Below are 21,061 nucleotides of genomic sequence, written 5' to 3'. Positions count from 1 at the left end.
AGATCTGTCTATATTTATGACAATGCATTCTGATGTTGATCTCTACCAAAAATTTGTGAGAAATACACATCTTCTAAATCTGCCTGAATCGGTATAAATCCATCTCCCGGATTGTTTTCACTAAGAATATGAATAACAGGTTTACCCAGTAGAAATTTCTCGGCAATTACGACATGATGTTGTTTGTAGTTATCTAATTCATTTTTATCAATTGTCTTTTTATACACCTTATCCTTCAATTGCTCGATAGCTTTAACCGGATTTCCTTTCAGAAGTACTTCTCCCCGATTAACAATGGCCATATTAGTACATAACTCTTTAACATCATCAACAATATGAGTAGAGAGAATGACTACGGTATTTTCACCCAGTTCGCTTAGTAGATTATAAAACCGGTTTCTTTCTGCAGGATCGAGACCTGCAGTAGGTTCATCTACGATAATGAGTTTTGGATTAGAAAGTAATGCTTGTGCTATACCAAAACGTTGCTTCATTCCGCCAGAATACCCTCCCATATTCTTCTTTCTATGTTCATATAAATTTGTTTTATGTAAAAGTGCCTTAACAACTTCTTTTCTTTCTTTTGTATGTGTCAATCCTTTAAGTACAGCCAAATGATTCAGTAATACTTCTGCAGATACTTTAGGGTATACACCAAATTCTTGTGGTAAGTATCCCAAAATTTTTCTTACTTCATTTTTTTGAGTTAATACATCCAGATCTCCAAAAGTGATTGTACCTTCATCCGCTTCTTGTAGCGTAGCAATAGTCCGCATCAATGTAGATTTTCCGGCACCATTAGGCCCTAATAATCCAAACATTCCTGTTCCAATTTCAAGACTTAGATTGTTAATGGCCTTCACTCCGTTTTTATATGTCTTTGTTAAGTTTTTAATGACTAATTCCATAATTGTTCGTTTTTTGATTGAATTATTTTGATCAAACATAATAGTCAAGCCGGATGATATTATGATAAATGTGACAAGTTTGGTGTAGTAAGGTATACAAAGGCTTTTGGTGAGTATCAAGTAACTTCATCACACTTTTCTAGAAGTTAAGACCTGTATAGCGTATGTTTATCAACTTCTTTGGCTGTACCATTTTATTACCCTAGTTTTGGGTATATGATGTTACTATTTGAAAAATATAAGCGAGTGATAATCTCTCTGATGATATCCATTTTTTTATGGTTTGGTGGGGTGATTTGTATGGCTTCGGGTATCGAATTTACAGGTACCTTATTTGTTTTTTTGGCAGTTAGTAGTATTGGATATTTACTATTTTTCTGGTTCTTCAACAGAAAAAAACAAAGAAATTCCTCTCGACTATGGTCAAAAAAGGAAATTAGAATAACCACGACTTTAACGGGGTTACTATGTTTTATCGGAATATTAGAATCTTATCCAAATCATCCTGAGTTTACTTCTGTTTTTGTCTTATTGTTTATTTATATTTTAATCTTTAGTGCTGTGCTTATCTGGAATTACTACCTCAAGAAAAAAGGAGTCCCCACTATTTCCAAATCAGTGATACAAAAACTAATCTTTTGGTCTTTTGTAATAGGCGGAGGAAGGACTTTGATACTATTAGAAGAATATGAGAATAATGACGCATTGATTATTATCGTTTTTATTTATTTTCCGTTGATTTTTTTTTTAATAGTTCATTGGATTTTCAAACAAATAAAATCAATTTTAACTTTAAAAAATGAAAAAGCAAAAACCGAATTATTGCATTTAAAAAGCCAGGTAAATCCTCATTTCTTTTTTAATATGCTTAATAATTTATACGGTTGGGTAGATAAAGATTCAAAGAAAGCAAAAGAGTTGATTCTTAAGCTTTCTGATATGATGCGATATAGTATATATGATGGACAGAAAGATGTAGTTACACTAGAGGAAGAGGTGGCCTACCTAAAAAATTATATTGAGCTGCATAAGATGCGCTATCATAAAGCTATATCCATAAATTTTAATCTTCAAATTGAAAATGAAGGATATAAGGTAATGCCTTTGCTTTTTATTATACTTTTAGAGAATGCTTTCAAGCACGGTGTAGAAAATTTAAGAGAGAATGCTTATGTTCATGTTGATATGATTGCCAGAGAAAATGAAATACATTTTGAAGTTGAAAATAATTTTGATCCTTCAGAAAACACAGAACAGCCTGGAATTGGTTTAAATAATCTGGAGCGAAGACTTGAACTGGTGTATCCTAATAAGCATTCGTTATCTTATACCATTACTGAAGATGTTTATAAAGCGCAACTAATATTAAATCAATTATGATCAAATACTTAATTATTGATGATGAACATATAGCTCATGATATTATTAAAGGGTATTGCGATTTATTACCCAATATGAAATTGATGAAGAATTGCTATGATGCATTAGAAGCATTTGAATATTTAAATAAACACAAGGTAGATTTAATTTTTCTGGATCTCAATATGCCAAAATTAAAAGGTTTTGAGTTCTTAAAAACGTTACCTTCTCCTCCTATAGTTATTGTAACTACAGCTTATAAAGAACATGCTCTAGAAGGTTATGAACTTAATATTGCTGATTATCTCTTAAAGCCTTTTGGGTTCGAACGTTTTCTAAAAGCAATAAACAAGGCAGTAAGTTCATCACCTGCAGTGCAGCTCCCAACTAAAGTAGTTGGAGATAGCACTACGGCAAAAACTATTTTTCTTCACAGTAACAAAAAATATATCCAAGTAGTTATCGATACTATCCAATATATCGAAGCGGCAGGAAATTATGCTAAAGTAATTACAACAACAGAAACCATAACGGTTAGGGAGAAAATATCTGACCTCTTAGAATTACTTCCAAAAGATTACTTTTTACAGGTTCATAAATCATTTGCAGTGGCGACAAAACATATTAAAAGTATTGAAGGAAACAGAATAGGTATCGGAGATCATATTATCCCTATCGGGAAAATCTATAAAACAAATATTATCCAGTTATTGAAGTAATATTCGCGTTTTAGGAAATAAATTAATTTCTATTACTTCTTAAAAATCTACTGGTCTTACTTTATGAATAACTTCTGTACTTACCCAATACACATTTGATAGAGTCCACCTTCTTCGTTATATCTGATAAAAAATAAAAATTTATTATCCAGAGTGATACTCGGGCTTTTTTCATCAAAGTCAGAATTTACTGTATTTCCATGGCCAATTGGTTTTGACCATGTTCCATCTTTCTTCTTCCCTTCATTTGTCAGTATTCATTATTTTTATCTACACTCGACTAGTTTCTATTACTTCGTTGTACTCGTCTGGTTTTGTGGTCTGATTTCCCATTAAATTTGTATACAAAACTCAATGACCATCTTGCACCATTACGACTTCTTACTTGGTTTACAAAAAAATCTGTACCCGTTATCTCTTCTCGAGTTTTACGACTATCAAAAACATTACTAACATTAAATATCAGATTCGCCTTATTTTTAAATAACTTTTTACTGGCTCCTAAGTTCAAATATGAAATTGATTTTCTTTTGTATTGAGCATTACCTCTTTCTCCCTGGTAATTAAACCTACTTTGAATTGAAATACCATGTTTAAGCTTTAATCTAGTACTTAAAGAAGTTTGCCATGTTTCATCAGAGAAATCTAGTTCTTGTGTCCCGGCGGTACCTTCCTGGTCAAAACGATAGGCGTTAAAATCTCCATTAAAACTAAGCCATTTTAGTGGATTATAAGAAGCTGAAAGTTCAAAACCATATCGTTCTTCTAAATCTAAATTGATAATTGTACTTACAAAAACACCATCATCATTCTGAGTAGTATACCACTGGGTATCATCTGTAGTATAGGAATAATATATACTTGGATTTATTGTGAATTTTGTTCCTTTTTGTAAAAGTGATACCTCTACAACATCGGTAAATGCAGATTTCAATGTTGGATTACCAAAAAACCGGGAGTTAAAATCTTCAAGTTCAGAAAATGGATTTAATTGCCATAATGAAGGTCTGTTTATTCTTTTGCTATAACTTACTTGAAAATTTGTTTTTTCACCAATAGCATACCCTAAGTTTAACGTAGGAAATAGATTCGTAAAGGTATTAGTGTTATTAAAAGTACCTTCCTCATCTTTGATGTTGATATTAGTATCTTCAATTCGTAACCCAAGTAAATAACTAAACTTACCTATCTTACTTCCGTATTGAACATATCCTCCAATAATTCGTTCGTCATATTTAATCTCATTATCCAGGTTATCTAACAGTTGATAGTTATCATTTACAAACTCTTCGGCAATAAACCCATCGGTTACATGCCTATTTTCAAACTTAGCTCCGATTTCCAGTTTTGTATTTTCTCCAAAAGGAGTCACAAAATCAGATTGTAAAACAATATCATTATTCTTGTTTGTAGATTTTGTTCTTAAATTTGATATTGGAGTAATTGTAGGCGTTATTTTTTGAGTGCGTACACCCCACTTTTTTGTACTATCCCAAAAATCATATTGCAAATCGAAAGTCAATTTACGCCCTTCTTTTGCAAAAGTTTTGGTATAATTCATTTCAAGCTGGTTATAAGACCTTTTTTCTTTAGAATTTCCTAAAGTTGTTAATATGCTATCAATAGCCGTAGTAGTAGAAGTATATCCATAAGAAAGCATTGTTTCATCAGTATCTTCTGTCTGGTTTCTATAAAACGCTGCTGTGATAGCATTATTTTTATTAAGATAATAGTCTGCACCAACATAAATTAGTTTCCCATCATCATGTCTGTCCTGATCTTCACGTTGGTCTAAATGTACAGTGGTATTATTTCTGGTAGACATTTGTTGTTTAGTATATTCTCCTTCATAATCTGTATATCGTATTCCTGCATTAGCAAAAAAGTTGAATTTTTCTGCCTTATAACTAAAACTCCCGTATAATCTATAATCATCCGGAGTTCCTACAACTCCTCTTAATTGCCCTGTTAGTCCTCCTTTGGTATTCTTCTTAAGAATAATATTAATGATCCCTGCAGATCCTGAAGCGTCATATCTTGCAGAAGGAGTAGTGATTACCTCTACCCGATCTACATTATCAGATGGAATTTGTTCTAATGCCTGGGCAGATGTTAAGCCAGAACGTCTACCATTAATTAAAATAGTAACATTGGCATTACCTCTTAATTGTACCGTTCCTGATGGATCTACTGCAACCGATGGTACATTACCTAATACATCTGTAACCGAACCGCTTTGTGATAATATATCTTTACCTACTTTAAATACCTTTTTGTCTAAACGTAAAGAAACTTGTGATACCTCGGTAGTAATCTTTACTTCATCAAGTGAAACAGTTTCTTCTAATAACAGGATAGGTTTTAGATTTATTTTTTGACGAGACTCGTTGACCTCTAATGGTTCTGAGTGTGCCTGAAACCCAGTATATGTTACTTCTAAGTTATACTTTCCGACAGGAATATCCATAATAATATACACTCCTTCCTCATTAGTAATTACTCCTTCAACTAATTGCTGTGTTGCATCTTTTAAAACTACTGATGCAAATGGTAAAGCTTCGTTTGTAATATTCTCTATTACTTTTCCGGTAACTTCTGCATTTCCGGTTTTTGATTGTTGTGCTATAGTACAGGTTATTGAAAACCACACTACTATTAAGGCTTTTAAATTTTGTTTCATCTGTATATTTACTTGTTTTTAGTTATCAGATGGAATTGCCATTTTTCATTTAGATTTTCATTATAATCTAATAGATTATGGCATATCACATACTGTCGATTTTTAATTGATGAGAGTAAAACTCGGTTTTAGTCAGTATCTTTTCAAGGTATTTTTCACCAACTGCTCTATATATGAGTGAACGACTCTAAGAAGTCCTGTTTTTAAGTTAATTTTACTTCATACTATTTAATGATGCATGAATTTTAGATTATTATATCGCTTTCTTATTTTAATCACTGTTATACTAGTGAGTTCTTGTTCCAGGTCTAGGTATTACAAGACACATGATTCTGTATATATGCACGGTGATCAATCACAATGGGCAACTAAAGATTGGGATCATCAACATTGGAAAAATCAGGTAAACGTAACAGGAGGAGAAGTCTTTTGGTCAAGAACCGAAGTTGAAATCACAAAAGCCCCCGAATTATTTCAACGGTATGGAGTTTTTATAAATACTTTTGGAGAATATGATGTCTTCTGGGATGGCGTACTCATTGGTGAAAATGGAAATCCAGGGCAAGAAGCTACTCATGAACCGTCTGGTGAATTGTGGGCCACTTTTAATATCCCCGATACTCTAGCAACAAAAGGATCACATGTATTAGCATTAAAAACTAGCTTATATTATTTTCCCAATCACTGGAGAAAACTTTATATACATGTTGATGATTATGATCATTTGGTACGATCACAACTTATTAACACAGCATTTATGCATATTTTTGCTGGTGCTTTCCTGATTGCTTCTCTTTACTTCTTTTTCCTTTTTCTAAGTGAAAAAAAAGGATATCCTATCTTAATCTTTAGTACTAGTTGTTTTTTGTTTTTTGCTCTGATTATGATGGAGTACGTTAAATTTTATGTCCCTATTCATTATAGCCAGCATCATATTAGACTAGAGATTATAGGAGGGTTAACATTTTGTATCGCCATTTTGGTTCCTTTATATTTTTCATTGCAATTTCCTTTTCCTAAAAGGAAAGCTATACTAATAACATATATAGGAGTATTAGTATTTGTTTTTTTAATCAATCATTATAGTTATGATTTTACTGCCTATAATATGGCAATAACCATGTGGATTTTTTCTTTTGGGATTATTCTTTTTGGGGTTTATAAAAAAACCAAAGGAGCTATTATAGTACTATTAGCATTATTATCCTGTGCTCTTATAAATGCTATAACTTATTACGACATCAGCCTTTTTGCAGGTTTTGGTATTATCCTTCTAGGCATGTTTTATATCCTCTCTGTGAGAACAAAAGAGCAACGACTTGCTTATGAAGAATCTTTGGTACAGTCTACCCGTCTTCGACTAGAATTACTTAAAAAGAATATTCAACCTCATTTTTTGATGAATACCCTAACTTCATTGATAGATTGGGTCGAAGAGTCTCCACAAAAAGGCGTTGCTTTTATAGAAGCACTGGCTCAAGAATTTAAACTTTTTAACCAAATAGATAATCACACCTTAATTCCTATTGGTCAGGAAATAGAATTATGCCGTACGCATCTTAATATTATGGAATATCGAAAAGAAATAAAATATCATTGGGAAGAAGAAAATATAGATCCTAATCAAAAAATCCCTCCGGCAATACTGCATACCTTATTAGAAAATGGAATAACCCATGGTCTTCCTAATGACAACAATAGCATAACATTCAAATTAATTTTTGAAACCGGTGATACTTATAAAACCTATACATTTTTAACAATTGCCAAAGTGAGAGATCTAGAAAAAAAGATAATAGAAGGCACAGGAATTAAATATATAAAGGCAAGACTAACTGAAAGCTATGCTTCTAAATGGAATTTTTCTTCAGAAGCTACTCCAAATGGTTGGAAAAACAGTATAAAAATAGATAACTAGCCTTATGAATATCTTAATAGTTGAAGATGAAGCCAGAATTGCTAAGAGAATTGAAAGAATGACCAGAGAATTCTTTACAAATACATTACATTCATTACATCGCGTAGAGGCATTACCGGAAGCACTAGAATTTATTAAAAATAATTCATTGGATATCGTACTTCTAGATCTAAATCTTAATGGGGAAAGTGGTTTCGATATCCTCGGTACAGCGGTCTCAGAATCATTTCATACTGTCATCATTTCTGCAAATAGCGAACAAGCAATATCCGCTTTTGAGTACGGAGTGTTAGACTTTGTCCCTAAGCCTTTTAGTAAGGATAGATTAGAGCAAGCCTTTAACAGAGTGTTGTCTAAAGAAAAAACAGAAACTCATAAGATCAAACTATTAGCCGTTAAGAAAAAAGGTAGAATACAACTGATCTCGATTGAGGATATACTTTTTATAAAAGGTGCAGGCGCTTATACAGAACTATTTCTTACTAATGAAAAAAAAGAATTACATGATAAATCTCTCGAAAAACTAGAACAATTACTACCAGAAACTTTTGAACGTATTCATAAATCATATCTGGTAAAAATATCTGAGATAAAAGAAATTATTGTGAAATCAGGTAGTAAGTATATTGCAGAATTAAAGAATGGAGAGCTTATTCCCATCGGAAGAACGAAATATAAAGATATAAAAGCAAAATGGCTTTAGTACTTTACGATTTCTCTCTAAGTTTATATATCATATACATAAATGCTATAAAAACCATAAATGCACACGTATACATAATCAATGGGATTTTAGAAATTACATCTTGATAATACCACCCAGAAAAGAAAGCTCCCAAACCAATGCCAGCTTCTAGTGCAATGTACATAGTAGCCATTGCTTTCCCTCTTTGATTTGGATCGCTCATATCTACAGTCCAGGCGTTTAATGTAGGAGATAGTACTCCCATTGCTAAACCATAGAAAACAGCTGCAATAAACAATCCATTAGCCGTATCCAGGAAACCGATGAGGATGAGTGCCAAAAACAAAATGATAAGGCTTATAATAATAATAATTTTCCGACCGTAATTATCTGATAATCTTCTAGTCATAAATCGAATACATAAAGAAGCAATCGTAAAAACTATAAAAAATGTTCCTTTATTAATGATTCCCAAATGATCACTCCAATCTGGAATTAAGGTTAAAATAACTCCAAAAGCGATATAGCACAAAAAAGTTACAATTGCTGATGGTAAAACCTCTATGGCAATGATATCATTTTTAGAAATCTTAAGAATAGATTGATTAAAGTGCTGAGGGTTTTTAAGAGTTTCTTTTGTATTAATAAGTAAGGCTACAGATATAAAAGCAATTAATGAAGAACTATAGAATAGTACATCAAAAGAATAATACATTTTGATAAAACTACCTAGAGCAGGCCCTAGGGCCAAACCAGTACCAAAACATAAACCTTGTATACCAAATGCTTCTCCCCAACGTTCTTTGGGCACAATATCTGCAATATATGCAGAAATTGCTGTCGGACTGAAACCTGTAGAGAAACCATGTAATAGTCTTAAAAAGAGAAAACCAGAAATAGTAGTTAACACAGGGTATAATAAACCACATACTATACATACAATTATACCAATAATCATTACTGGCTTGCGCCCTACTGTATCTGTAATTTTACCGCTAAAAGGCCTTGAGAAACCCGCTGTAAGGGTGAATAAAGAAATAATTAACCCCTTATATTCTGCCCCGCCAAGATTACTTAAATATGCAGGTAATTCTGGGATTAACATATTATAACTTGCTGAAAAGAATAGAGAACTCAAACAAATCAATGCAAAATTAATTGTATAGATAGAATGCTTCTGATTAATCATTTAATACTACTTTGTAATATGTGTTAATTAATGTTTCAGAATACTGCCACAAGCTATTAGATCCTTTATTTATAGTCTTTGTTTTTTCGTGTACTTTTTGATATTCAACATCAAAATCATGCCATGTCCCTCCATTATTAGAGTGATTTTGAAGAGTGGGCTCAAATCTATCCAATGCTTTGGCAAATTTTGCCTCATTAGTTTTTCCTTCTTCAAACTCTAACCAAATTTCTATTAGTTCGTTTGATTGTTCCTTTGGGAGTATTCCAAATATTCGCTTAGCTGATTTTAGCTCTTCTTCGGTATTTACATGGTTTTTTACAGTATCATAAATAAAAATATCTCCTGTATCTATTTCAACAATATCATGAATCAATACCATTTTTAAAACTTTAAGAATATCAATAGATGCATTAGAATGTTCTGCCAAAACAAGTGCCATCATAGCCAAATGCCAACTATGCTCTGCATCATTTTCTCGTCTATTGCTATTAAATAATTTAGTTTGACGCCGTATGTATTTAATTTTATCGATTTCTTTAATAAACTCTACCTGCTTTAATAATCTTTCCATTTGCAATATTTAATCCCTTTTTATTCTATAATTTTACTGAGTTCAAAGAAATAGTTTGTAGAATTAAATAAAAAGGACAAATGTCCGAACACAAGAAAAATGGTAAGAACCGATCAGGAATTATTAGATTATATTGATATTCTTTGTCGGTTGGATATTAACTATTTTATTGAAGAAAGATTTCTACCGCAACAAAAAATAATAGAACAAGACAAAAGATACACTTCTGTTTTTATTATTAAAGAAGGCATCACAAAGTGTTATTTGTCTGATGAAAATGGAAAAGATTTTATTCAGGAGTTCTTGGGCAAAGGAATGAAATTCGGAGAATTAGAAGTCTTTACTGGTAAATTAAGCTTTTGTAGTATTGAAGCTATTACAAGACTAGAGGTTTATAAAATTTCATATGCTAATTTCAATTACTTGTTAGAGCAAGACAAAAGATTTAATAGATTGGTAATGAAATCCATGGCAGTTAAAATAGCTTATAAAGCTCCAAGACATTCTTACCAACAATCATATACCATAGAAGATAATATTTTAAAGCTTAAAAAGGATTTTCCTGAGTTTACCGAGGTAATTTCAAAAAAAGACATCGCTAATTATATGGGAATTACGTTAAGAAGTTTAAACAGGGTATTGATGAAATTAAATGATAAAAAATAACACATAAATTAAGTAAGCGTGCATCTCAATAATATTCATAATAGACCATATGATTTTACGGCATTAATAAATACACATGAAGTATTAGAAACTTTTGTCTTTATCAATGCATATGGAAAGAGTACAATAGATTTCTCTAACCAAAAAGCAGTTTTGGAGTTGAATAAAGCTATTTTAAAGCATCATTATGGATTAAAGGATTGGAATATACCTGAAGGCTATCTCTGTCCTCCTATCCCCGGGAGAGTAGATTATATACATCATTTGGCTGATGTGTTATTAAAAGAAGGAGTTACTACCAAAATAAAAGGTTTAGATATTGGTATGGGTGCTAATTGTATTTACCCTATTTTAGGGTCACAAGTATATGATTGGCGTATGGTTGGATCAGATATTGAAAAAAAAGCGGTGGTATCTGCAAAAAACAATATTAAAATAAATAAACATTTGAGTGATGCCATTGAAATAAGACATCAGACTAACAATGCCAATATATTCGAAGGGATTATAAAAGATGAAGAGTACTTTGATTTTACGATGTGTAATCCTCCATTTCATGCCTCACAAGAAGAAGCTTCTAAAGGAACACTAAAGAAGCTAAAGAATTTAGGAATTTCAGAACATATCGAACTTAATTTTGGAGGTCAAGCCAATGAGCTTTGGTGTAATGGCGGTGAAGCGCTATTCCTAAAACGAATGATAAAACAAAGCGTTCCTTTTGCTAAACAAGTAGGTTTTTTTACAAGTCTTGTTTCTAAAAAAGAAAACCTTCCAAAATTAGAGAAACAATTAAATAAAATGAAGGCAACGCATACTACCATTACTATGGAACAGGGTAATAAAAAAAGCCGCTTTATAACTTGGAAATTTTAGACACTAATCTTCTGGTGGTCTACCATGAATTTCTTCAAACAAAGTATCAAAATTATCACGTAGATACGTATTTAATTTCTTTCGATAATCATCTTTCAACCAGGTTAAAAAATTATGAGTACTCTTGCTTATACATTTAGCATAGGCTTGAATTCTATAATTAGTATCCTCTCCCAGCATTTTGGCTAATGCTAATGCATCATAAATATCTTCACTATTTTCAATACATATTTTGGCATGCTGCGCTATAGATTGTTCTAATACAACCTTAGATGATTGGCCATTCTTTACAGATTGTATATACGTTTCTTTGATATCAAAATATACTTCTTCAGAATTAGCAAACTCTGCTCTTAATTCTGCTGGCATCTCATGTCTGAACTTACCTTCAATCTCCTCATCATTAAGGAGTTTATCCATATAATAATTTGGTGAATTAAATATTTTTTGCCAATCCAAATCTGCTCCCCAGGGTCCAAAACGATAGAGGTTATTTCCTAAATCAATTACAGAAAACTTAGATTTGTTTTTAAGAATACGAGAACCACGACCAATCATTTGATAATATAAAGTCAAAGATTTGGTAGCTCTATTTAGGATTATAGTATCTACTGTAGGTTCATCAAATCCTGTAGTCAAGATACTTACCGATGTTAAAATAGCATTAGGTGTTTCTTTAAACCATTTTAGGATTTGACTTCTCTGTTTTTTTGTGGCCGTATTATCTAAGTGTGCAATAGGAAACCCTGCAGCTCTAAATGTATCAAAAACATGTAATGAAGTATTAATTCCATTATTAAAAATTAGCGTTTTCTTACCCAAAGAATGTTTTTTATATGCATCTAGTAATTTACCCAGCATATCTTGATTTGTATACAGGTCTTCTGATGATTTTACTGTATAATCACCGTTGGATCCAACTTCCAAAGATGTCAATCCCATATTATAAGCAAAGACTTCTGCTCGGGCAAGAAATTCATTTTCGATTAAGGATTCTATCGTTTCGCCAACAATCAATTCATTATAGTTATCCTTCATCGGCAATTTCATATTCGAACTCAATGGTGTAGCCGTAACTCCTAAAATAAACGATTTTTCAAAAAACTTAAATAATTTGGTAAAAGAATTATAATGTGCTTCATCAATAATGACTAAACCAATGTCTGAGATATCAAGCTTATCTTCATTTAATCTATTATTTAAAGTTTCTACCATAGCCACAAAACAACTATACTCCTCTTGGTCATCAAGATTTGCTTTGCTATCAACTACTTTATTAACTACCCCAAACCCGGTAAGCATTTTAGATGTTTGCTTACATAGTTCTATACGATGTGTCATCACTAACACTTTTTTGTTATGATGTTTAAGGTATTGTCTTACTATTTCAGAAAAAATCACGGTCTTACCACCACCCGTTGGTAGTTGATATAACAGATGATAATCTTCGGGAGCGTCTTCAAAACTTTTAAAAATCTTATTGATTGCTCCTTTTTGGTAACTGTATAATTCTTTACCGGTTTTTCTTTCTTCTGACTCTGTAGTCATCTCAGACATAACTTTCCATTTTTTTAGGCCTGTAAAATTAATGCCTTTCAGGAGTTTTGAAAGGATTTTGTCTTAAAAAATAATAAACTTTGTAAGAAATGTTCTTTCAGCGTATTATAAAGAAAGAGGCCCATCAATAATGATGGGCCTCTTGATACAAAATTTAAGCGTATATGTTTAGATAACTTTTACGTTTACTGCATTCAATCCTTTGTTACCTTCTTTAAGGTCAAATTCAACTTCATCACCCTCACGAATTTCATCGATTAATCCTGAAATGTGAACAAAATGCTCTTTGTCTGAACTATCTTCTTTAATAAATCCGAAACCTTTGGCATCGTTGAAGAATTTTACTGTTCCTGTACTCATTGTAATATAATTTAATTTTAATAATTACTTTATGCACTTCAAATATGATGCCACAAATATACAAGCAATGAAACTGTATTTCTTTCTAGATACTAGTTACTCTTATTTTTTTCTTCTTTAATCTACTATTATTTAGTGTTGCAACTAGTTCATCTGCTATAGAAACAGGTACAGCAACAAACGTGCAATCTTGTTTTAACTCTATAACTCCTAATTGATCCTTATTAATTTTACCTTGTTTAAAAAATAATCCGGCAATATCTCCCTTAGAGATTTTATCCTTTCTACCTCCAGAAATAAATAAAGTTTGCCAATATTGAGGTTCTCGTATAGAGTGTTTACTAATCGTTTCTATTTCGGCATTTTCAATAAAATCTGGTAAGTTTTCCTTTTCCCATTTCAATACATAAGCGGTTCCTTTAGCATTTACTCTGGCTGTTCTACCATTTCGATGTGTAAATTCTTCTACTTTTAATGGAAGTTGATAATGAACAATGTATTTTATCTCTGGGATATCGATTCCTCTGGCTGCCAAATCGGTGGCAATAATAATCTGATGAGTTCCGTTTCTAAATTTGATTAAAGAACGTTCTCTATCTTTCTGCTCCATTCCTCCATAAAAACAACCATGACTAATATTATTTTTATCCAGGAAGTCACTCACTTTGCTTATAGTATCTTTTAGATTACAAAATATAATTCCGGGTTGATTACCTAATTGGTGTAATAGTGAAACAAGAGTATCTAGCTTGTTTTTTGAAGGAGATACTATCGTTTTTATTGTTAAATTAGAAACACCATCTCCCAAGTAATCAATAATAGTTGGGTTTTCTAATTTGACAAAATCAGGAATGTCTATTTCTTGTGTTGCAGAGGTTAATATTCTTCTATTTATTCCTGGCAGTTCATTTATAATGCCTCTCATTTCATATTCAAAACCAACTTCTAATGATTTGTCAAATTCATCCAGCACCAATGTTTTTATGCTTTCTTTAGAAAAACGTTCTCTACTGAAATGATCTACTATTCTACCTGGTGTACCAATAAGAATTGCCGGAGTATGCTTCAGTTCTATTTTATCTTTAGAAATAGAGCGACCACCATATACAGCATTTACTTTATATCCTGACCCCATTTCTCTAACCACTTGTTCTATTTGAATAGCTAATTCTCTTGATGGTACTAAAACTAAAGCTTGTATCTCTGTACTTTCAGGATCTAAATTAGCAATAATAGGTAATAAAAATGCCAGCGTTTTTCCTGTTCCGGTAGGAGAAAGTATAATTGTATTGGTAGTTTCTTTAATGGCTACAAGCGCGTCTTCCTGCATAGGATTCAAGCTTTGAATATTCATCTTTTCGAGAATATGTTGTTGCTTTTTAATGATATTTGCCATACGTTTTATTTCTTTTTCTTCTTAGGTATTTCTGTTTTTGTATGAGTAGAATTTGTATGTTGCGCAAGGTAATTTGCTAACAGTTTCTCTATCAATTCCTCTTTGGTAAGGTGATGAAAAACTGTTTTAATCTTATCTTTGAACTCAGTAGAAACGGTATGATTGGGTTTGGTTTTAAATATTTTCTTTGCCCACAAAAGGCCATTATTTTCTTCGATACTTTGGGCATCTGCTTTTTTATACTCCTGAAAAGAGATACCTAATTCATTTTCAAAATCAGATATTTCATGCGCTTCTTCTTGTTGTAATACTGTTAAAGATAACCCCTTTGCTCCTGCTCTTGCGGTTCTTCCACTTCGATGTACATAGGTATCGTAAACATCTGGTAAATGATAATTGACTACATATGATATTTCTTTGATATCAATTCCTCTAGCAGCCAAATCTGTAGCAACAAGAATATCTATATGTCCTTCTCTAAATTGCCCCATAATTCTATCACGAATTGGCTGTGATAAGCTACCGTGTAGTGCTCCAGAAGAAAATTTATTAATAGCAAGATTCTTTGCAAGCTTATTTACTGCCGCTTTTGTTTTACAAAAAATAATACCTCGCTCTCCTTCTTTTGAGCTAAGAAAATGCATTAAAACTTCTAATTTTTCTATAGGTTTTACAACAACATATCGGTGATCTATACCTTGATGTCCAACAGTTTCCATATCTGCACTTACTTGAATAATGTGCTTAGACATATAATTTTGCACCATCTGTTTTATGGTTCCTGGCATCGTAGCGGTAAACAGAATGGTTCTTCTGTTTTTTGGTAGCACTGCAACTATTTTATCTAAATCTTCTTTTAATGAATTTACCATCTCATCTGCTTCATCTAGAACCAGATAGTTAGAATTTTTAATATCAATAGCATCACGGTTCATCAAATCAATTAAACGTCCAGGAGTTGCAATAACTATATGGGTAGGATTTGTTAAACGCTCAATTTGAGGTTTGATAGGAATTCCTCCGCACACTGATGCAATAGAAATATCTGGTAAATACTTAATAAAAGATGTTAAATCGCTATGAATCTGATGTCCTAATTCTCTGGTCGGGGCCAATATTACGGCCTGAATACTTGGATTACTGGCATCAATCATTTGCAACAATGGCAATCCAAATGCAGCCGTTTTTCCTGTTCCGGTTTTGGCTAAACCAACAAAATCATCCTTCTTCTGTAATAAAATAGGAATTGATTTTTCCTGAATATCGGTTGGTGTAGAAAAATTTAGGTCTACTAAACTTTTTTGTAATGGAACTAAAACTCCTAAATCAGAAAACTGTCTTGACATAAAATAATTTTTGGCAAAGATAGAAGTATAAATAGAGTATTCTGTACAGTTTTAAAAAAGCTAATGAATAAATGACTTTATATAGTGATCATTTTCATCAAGATTTTTGTTCTACGGTTATTTGATCTATGTTATTTTGTCATCAGCTACTGCATAAGAGTAAGAAACTAAAATTAAAAGTATTAACCACTTTTTATACTTTACCCTACTCTTATGCTCTTTTGCTGAATATGTATTAAAGATTTGGTCTTTCTTAAAACTCTTTAACATTATCATCGATTACCCGTTCTATTAATAATCGTTTTGGATCTATTGCAGCTTTTGCAGGAATAGTATCAATCTCAAAAGAAAAATTCATTTTTTCATCGGTAAACAGCACTCTTTTTGAAAAGATAAGGTGTTTTTCTTCTGTATCTGCATATACACCTATATCTACCCAATCGCGTTGTTTTACCTTAGTTTCGGTACCCAGACCATCAACTTTAATTTTAGATGCTTCGATATCCATTGAAACTTTATATTTTCCGTTTCCTTTTCTTTTATAAGTAGCATCTTTTAATCGATAATCATACAACGTTATTTCTTTGAACCAATCAGTAATTAAGTATTTGTATTTTTCAGGGATTAAAGGCTCTAAATAAGTTAAAAAATCTAGCGTTGTAGGGAATGGCGTTTCTTTGTATTTATAGCCGTTCAAAAACGCTTTTAAAGCAGTATTTACTCTTTCTTCCCCAATATAATCCTGTAGCGCATACAAAACTAAACTTCCCTTGCCATAATGAATATATCCTTGATTTCCGACTTGATATAAAGGCAATTCTTTTTGAGTTTCATTACTTCTTCCTTTCAAATATTTTTCAAAATCATATGCTAAAAATCGCTTCATTTTAATATCGTCATTCAATTCATGTTTCATAACCATTAATGCTGCATATTCAGAAAAACTTTCTGATAACATTGTTGCACCTTGTACATTGGCACCAACAACTTGATGTCCCCAATATTGATGCGCCATCTCATGAGCTATTATTGAATAAACAACATTAGTATCATTTTCATTTGTGAGATTAGAAACAAACCCTCCACCTTCTGTATATGGCATTGTTCCAGGGAATGACTGTGCAAAATTATAATATCTTGGGATTTCAATAATTCTTGCCTGTTTATGAAAATATGGACCAAAGTTTTCGGTATAATACATTAAAGATTTCTCTATTCCGCTTAACATGATATCAATGTTATAATCGTGTGCTTTATGGTAGTAAACTTCTATATCAACACCGTTCCACTTTTTTCGTGCGACTTCATATTTAGCTGACATAAAATTGGTGAAATTCAAAGATGTATGGTCATTTTTATAATTAAAATAATTTCTGCCATTTGCAGACCATTGCTTAACTAATGTCCCTGGAGCAATTGCTGTCTGGTCATTAGATGTAGAAATTGTGGTTTCTACATTTACCCAATCTGATATTTTTCCGGTGATATAATTCTCTTTAAGGTATGTTTTATCTTTTTCCTCTAATTTATTTATTAGTTTCCTAGGTTTCAACCCACGTTCTTTTCTATCACTAGCGTCCATTATTTCATTATATGCCTCATAACCAAAAGTAGGTAAAAGGTAATTTGAATCGAAAAAAGTTCCGTTTTTAACAACGCGTATATTAGACATTGTATTTTCAAATCCTTTGCTTAAATATTCAGTTTCAAGAGTGAATTTCATTTGAGCTCCTGGTAATAAAGGTTTCTCTAATTTATATATTTGATATCCTAAATCACTATCATTATAAACCAATTTAGAATTAGGGATAGTTAACGATTTTTTCCATTCAGATTCTTTTAATTCTATGCCATCTACACCACTATCAATAAAGTGAATTAATGAATAATGTAAAGAATCAATTGCATATTCTCCTTTGTTTTCAATAGTAATAAACGATTTAGAAATTACATTTCTGTCATTTGGATATATATCAACTTTATATTTGATTTCTACAATTTTTGGCTGTATTATATGTTCATACTTCTTATACATATTTTCATAAGATTTCTGCATCATTTTAATCTCAGAAGCAGAACCATAAGGGTTTAAAATTTGAGTATTGTAATACACAAAACTTGATGTTAGAGTAAATAGAACCACAATAACAGATAGGCATAAAACATATTTTTTAGTGAAATGATTTTTAGCGGATTTAAATCTACTCTTTACTCCTTTGACAGTACCTCTTACCCAAAATAAACTTGCCAGGGTAATGAGAACAAAACCAAACAGCATCCAATATAGATTAAACCAATTTATTGCAATTAATTCTGAACTAAAACCATTCATATCAGAATACAAGTAAGATGGCGTAAAACCAAGATTTAGCATATATGATTTAATACCAAGCGCGTCTACAATTAAAAATTCAAACATGAAAATAAGTAAAATTGAAACAAAATAAGCGATGTATTTATTGTTTAGAATGACTTGTATGAATACTAAAATACAAGACCAAATAACGTACATAGTGACGCCTGAATAGAGAAAATCTAACACATACACTCCGATTTCAGGATTTGTATATCCGTTAAGTAATTGATATAAAATTGATACTACAATTAAAAACAAATCGAACAGTAGATTAATTACTATTAGCGCAGCTATTTTAGCTAAAATTAGTGTAAGTGAATTGTGTGGTGTACCATCAATTACACCGTTAATATTATTTGATCGTTCTCTCCAAACTAACTCTCCACTAAAAAATATTAAGATGATAATACCAATAATCATACTTATTGGTCTATTAAAAGCAAGCATTTTTGATGTTACATGGTATGATTGCAGTCCATAAAATTCAAAACCATTAAGCAATTTATTTATAAGAATTAGTACACCAAACGCAAGTAGAATTTTAAATGTGTTGCTCTTTAAAATGGTATAGAAATTAATCTTGAAAAAACTAATGAATTGGTTCCATGATGTAATAAAACTAAAACTATTAGTTGTGTTTGGAAGATTGAATACCTGCACGGAAACATCACTTTTTTTAGTTTCCTTTTTCGTTTTAACTTTTTTATGTTTCTGAACAAAAGAGAATGATAAATATGATGCTATTATAGTAACAATCCCAACACTAAGCCAAAGTAATCTATTCACAAAAAGCCAACCAGTAAAAGACACAATTTCTGTATTCTTTTCAATAGAAGTAAAGTATTTTGAGTCTATGGTATAAGCTTTTAAACCCATAATATCTGTCAATGCAGCGAAACTTTCAGTACTAATATCCTTTAAAAATGTCCCTGATAGTAAATATGCAACAATAATTATTATAGTTGCAATAAATGAAACCATTGTACTCTTCCACTTATTAGCTACCGCAAAAATAATTGCTCCAGCTACAAACATATTGGGTAAAATAAAGATAAGATAGTTATTTATAAAAGCTTCAGAATTAAGAATTCCCATTCTATCTGCACTTGCCATTCCCATTTCAACACTAATATCAGTGCCAATAAAAAAACCAAAAAAAACGCCTAAAAGAGGAATTGTAGATAGAAATAGAGCCCCAAAAAAACGTCCAAAGAAATAACTAGCTTTGTTAAGAGCGGTACTAAAAATAATACCATCAAAATTATTTTGATAATCCCGTAAGGCTGCATTGTTAAAGTATGCAGTAGCTATTAGCAATGCAATAATGGACAAGTTAGCAACATAAAGCGTTATAACATGTGGTGCATTTTTTAAAATATTACCAGTTGCGCCTCCAAAAGTAATACCGTCACTAACGACCCCAATAGCTGCAATGGCAGCAAATATGAAAAAGAAAATATAGACCATTGACCTTTTTAAGCCCATTGATATCTCTTTGAAAAAAAATGTTTTAAACATGATGTTACGTTTTTAGTTGATTAATCCAGGTTTATACTATTTCTCTGATGCTATCAATTTTGGAAAAGAACACATCTTCTAAGGTTGGTGAAACAAGAGTAAATCCTGCTCCAGGTTTTATGTCGCTTAAAACATGAATCAATGGTTTACCATCAACCATTTTATTAGAGATAACCACATGTTCATTGCTATAACCTTCAAGTTCATTTCGTTCAATTAATTTTTGCCATACTTTCTCATTTAATTCATCAATTACATGTTGTGGTTTACCTTTACAGATGAGTTTTCCTTGATTCATAATCGCCATATTTTGACATAATTCTCTTACGTCTTCTACAATATGAGTAGATAAAATAATGATGACATCTTCTGCAACGTTTGCCAAAAGGTTATGAAATCTATTTCTTTCTCCGGGGTCTAACCCAGCAGTTGGTTCATCTACAATGATTAGTTTTGGATTGCCAATCAGTGCTTGAGCAATACCTATTCTTTGTTTCATCCCTCCCGAGAAGCCTTTAACACTTTTGTTTCTTTTTTCATACAGGTTTACTTTTTGCAATAAAAAGTTTACTAGTTCTGTTCTTTCCTTTCGGTTTGTGATGCCTTTTAATATTGCTAAATGATCCAATAATTGCTTTGCTGTAATCTTTGGGTATACTCCAAATTCTTGTGGTAAATACCCTAATACTTTTCGTAACTCAATTGGGTTTTCAAGAATATTAATGGTGTCCAAATGTATTGTCCCTTTATCTGCTTCCTGCAATGTGGCCAAAGTTCTCATTAATGAAGATTTACCAGCGCCATTTGGCCCCAATAAACCAAACATCCCATTAGAAATTTCGAGAGAGAGATTATCTAATGCTTTTACTCCATTTGAATATGTTTTACATAAATTTTTAATTACTAATTCCATAAGCTACTGATTTAAAGTCAGCAACAAAAAGAAGTTAAGAGAGA

Annotated in this window: 16 protein-coding genes; 6 read left to right on the top strand and 10 right to left on the bottom strand. The window is 31.6% G+C overall.

Annotated elements, in window-relative coordinates; translation table 11 throughout:
• Positions 1-14 precede the first annotated feature (14 nt).
• Complete coding sequence (locus ATE84_RS16360) at positions 15-908, bottom strand: ABC transporter ATP-binding protein (protein ID WP_101448985.1); 894 nt, start codon at positions 906-908, stop codon at positions 15-17.
• Positions 909-1,169: 261 nt separating this feature from the next.
• Here ATE84_RS16360 and ATE84_RS16355 point away from each other — a divergent pair, with 261 nt between their 5' ends.
• Together ATE84_RS16355 and ATE84_RS16350 are read left to right on the top strand one after the other, a co-directional pair.
• Complete coding sequence (locus tag ATE84_RS16355) at positions 1,170-2,288, top strand: sensor histidine kinase (RefSeq protein ID WP_233195828.1); 1,119 nt, start codon at positions 1,170-1,172, stop codon at positions 2,286-2,288.
• Complete coding sequence (locus ATE84_RS16350) at positions 2,285-2,986, top strand: LytTR family DNA-binding domain-containing protein (protein ID WP_101448984.1); 702 nt, start codon at positions 2,285-2,287, stop codon at positions 2,984-2,986. The genes ATE84_RS16355 and ATE84_RS16350 overlap by 4 nt, the downstream gene beginning before the upstream one ends.
• A 280-nt stretch (positions 2,987-3,266) precedes the next feature.
• Here ATE84_RS16350 and ATE84_RS16340 read toward each other — a convergent pair whose 3' ends face one another.
• The gene (locus ATE84_RS16340) at positions 3,267-5,666 is read right to left on the bottom strand and encodes a TonB-dependent receptor domain-containing protein (protein ID WP_101448983.1); all 2,400 of its coding nucleotides are present in this window, start codon (positions 5,664-5,666) and stop codon (positions 3,267-3,269) included.
• A gap of 238 nt (positions 5,667-5,904) precedes the next feature.
• Here ATE84_RS16340 and ATE84_RS16335 point away from each other — a divergent pair, with 238 nt between their 5' ends.
• Together ATE84_RS16335 and ATE84_RS16330 are read left to right on the top strand one after the other, a co-directional pair.
• Complete coding sequence (locus tag ATE84_RS16335; RefSeq protein ID WP_101448982.1) at positions 5,905-7,584, top strand: histidine kinase; 1,680 nt, start codon at positions 5,905-5,907, stop codon at positions 7,582-7,584.
• 4 nt (positions 7,585-7,588) lie between these two features.
• The gene (locus ATE84_RS16330; RefSeq protein WP_101448981.1) at positions 7,589-8,287 is read left to right on the top strand and encodes a LytTR family DNA-binding domain-containing protein; all 699 of its coding nucleotides are present in this window, start codon (positions 7,589-7,591) and stop codon (positions 8,285-8,287) included.
• 4 nt (positions 8,288-8,291) lie between these two features.
• On the opposite strand, the gene ATE84_RS16325 is transcribed toward ATE84_RS16330, so the two are convergent.
• Positions 8,292-9,458, bottom strand: a complete 1,167-nt coding sequence (locus ATE84_RS16325) for an MFS transporter (RefSeq protein WP_101448980.1) — start codon at positions 9,456-9,458, stop codon at positions 8,292-8,294.
• Positions 9,451-10,032: an HD family hydrolase gene (locus ATE84_RS16320; RefSeq protein ID WP_369828527.1), complete on the bottom strand. Its 582-nt coding sequence runs from the start codon at positions 10,030-10,032 to the stop codon at positions 9,451-9,453. Before ATE84_RS16320 ends, ATE84_RS16325 begins: the two co-directional genes overlap by 8 nt.
• A 99-nt stretch (positions 10,033-10,131) precedes the next feature.
• Between ATE84_RS16320 and ATE84_RS16315 the strand changes: the two genes are divergently transcribed.
• Positions 10,132-10,698, top strand: coding sequence for a Crp/Fnr family transcriptional regulator (locus tag ATE84_RS16315; RefSeq protein WP_101448978.1), 567 nt, complete (start codon positions 10,132-10,134; stop codon positions 10,696-10,698).
• An 18-nt stretch (positions 10,699-10,716) separates the two neighbouring features.
• Complete coding sequence (rlmF, locus tag ATE84_RS16310) at positions 10,717-11,571, top strand: 23S rRNA (adenine(1618)-N(6))-methyltransferase RlmF (protein ID WP_101448977.1); 855 nt, start codon at positions 10,717-10,719, stop codon at positions 11,569-11,571.
• 3 nt (positions 11,572-11,574) lie between these two features.
• Here the strand turns inward: rlmF and ATE84_RS16305 are convergent, their stop codons facing one another.
• From ATE84_RS16305 to ATE84_RS16280, 6 genes are all read right to left on the bottom strand, one after another.
• On the bottom strand, positions 11,575-13,128 hold the full coding sequence (locus tag ATE84_RS16305; protein ID WP_101448976.1) for a DEAD/DEAH box helicase: 1,554 nt from the start codon (positions 13,126-13,128) through the stop codon (positions 11,575-11,577).
• A 168-nt stretch (positions 13,129-13,296) separates the two neighbouring features.
• Positions 13,297-13,488 carry a cold-shock protein gene (locus tag ATE84_RS16300; RefSeq protein WP_101448975.1) on the bottom strand — a complete coding sequence of 64 codons (192 nt, stop codon included), beginning with the start codon at positions 13,486-13,488 and terminating at the stop codon, positions 13,297-13,299.
• 85 nt (positions 13,489-13,573) lie between these two features.
• Entirely contained in the window at positions 13,574-14,884 is a 1,311-nt protein-coding gene (locus ATE84_RS16295; RefSeq protein ID WP_101448974.1) for a DEAD/DEAH box helicase, read from the bottom strand.
• Positions 14,885-14,889: 5 nt separating this feature from the next.
• Complete coding sequence (locus ATE84_RS16290) at positions 14,890-16,230, bottom strand: DEAD/DEAH box helicase (protein WP_101448973.1); 1,341 nt, start codon at positions 16,228-16,230, stop codon at positions 14,890-14,892.
• A 253-nt stretch (positions 16,231-16,483) separates the two neighbouring features.
• Complete coding sequence (locus ATE84_RS16285; protein ID WP_101448972.1) at positions 16,484-20,104, bottom strand: M1 family aminopeptidase; 3,621 nt, start codon at positions 20,102-20,104, stop codon at positions 16,484-16,486.
• Between the two features lie 31 nt (positions 20,105-20,135).
• Positions 20,136-21,017, bottom strand: a complete 882-nt coding sequence (locus tag ATE84_RS16280) for an ABC transporter ATP-binding protein (protein WP_101448971.1) — start codon at positions 21,015-21,017, stop codon at positions 20,136-20,138.
• Positions 21,018-21,061: the final 44 nt, after the last annotated feature.

The organism is Aquimarina sp. MAR_2010_214, assembly GCF_002846555.1.
Classification (GTDB): domain Bacteria; phylum Bacteroidota; class Bacteroidia; order Flavobacteriales; family Flavobacteriaceae; genus Aquimarina.
This window is presented reverse-complemented; position numbering and strand designations above follow the sequence as displayed.

What these genes read in the sequence shown, in the direction of transcription:
- ATE84_RS16360 (WP_101448985.1), bottom strand. Translation starts at nt 908, where the DNA reads ATGGAATTAGTCATTAAAAACTTAACAAAGACATATAAAAACGGAGTG.
- ATE84_RS16355 (WP_233195828.1), top strand. Translation starts at nt 1,170, where the DNA reads ATGATATCCATTTTTTTATGGTTTGGTGGGGTGATTTGTATGGCTTCG.
- ATE84_RS16350 (WP_101448984.1), top strand. Translation starts at nt 2,285, where the DNA reads ATGATCAAATACTTAATTATTGATGATGAACATATAGCTCATGATATT.
- ATE84_RS16340 (WP_101448983.1), bottom strand. Translation starts at nt 5,666, where the DNA reads ATGAAACAAAATTTAAAAGCCTTAATAGTAGTGTGGTTTTCAATAACC.
- ATE84_RS16335 (WP_101448982.1), top strand. Translation starts at nt 5,905, where the DNA reads ATGAATTTTAGATTATTATATCGCTTTCTTATTTTAATCACTGTTATA.
- ATE84_RS16330 (WP_101448981.1), top strand. Translation starts at nt 7,589, where the DNA reads ATGAATATCTTAATAGTTGAAGATGAAGCCAGAATTGCTAAGAGAATT.
- ATE84_RS16325 (WP_101448980.1), bottom strand. Translation starts at nt 9,458, where the DNA reads ATGATTAATCAGAAGCATTCTATCTATACAATTAATTTTGCATTGATT.
- ATE84_RS16320 (WP_369828527.1), bottom strand. Translation starts at nt 10,032, where the DNA reads ATGGAAAGATTATTAAAGCAGGTAGAGTTTATTAAAGAAATCGATAAA.
- ATE84_RS16315 (WP_101448978.1), top strand. Translation starts at nt 10,132, where the DNA reads ATGGTAAGAACCGATCAGGAATTATTAGATTATATTGATATTCTTTGT.
- ATE84_RS16305 (WP_101448976.1), bottom strand. Translation starts at nt 13,128, where the DNA reads ATGTCTGAGATGACTACAGAGTCAGAAGAAAGAAAAACCGGTAAAGAA.
- ATE84_RS16300 (WP_101448975.1), bottom strand. Translation starts at nt 13,488, where the DNA reads ATGAGTACAGGAACAGTAAAATTCTTCAACGATGCCAAAGGTTTCGGA.
- ATE84_RS16295 (WP_101448974.1), bottom strand. Translation starts at nt 14,884, where the DNA reads ATGGCAAATATCATTAAAAAGCAACAACATATTCTCGAAAAGATGAAT.
- ATE84_RS16290 (WP_101448973.1), bottom strand. Translation starts at nt 16,230, where the DNA reads ATGTCAAGACAGTTTTCTGATTTAGGAGTTTTAGTTCCATTACAAAAA.
- ATE84_RS16285 (WP_101448972.1), bottom strand. Translation starts at nt 20,104, where the DNA reads ATGTTTAAAACATTTTTTTTCAAAGAGATATCAATGGGCTTAAAAAGG.
- ATE84_RS16280 (WP_101448971.1), bottom strand. Translation starts at nt 21,017, where the DNA reads ATGGAATTAGTAATTAAAAATTTATGTAAAACATATTCAAATGGAGTA.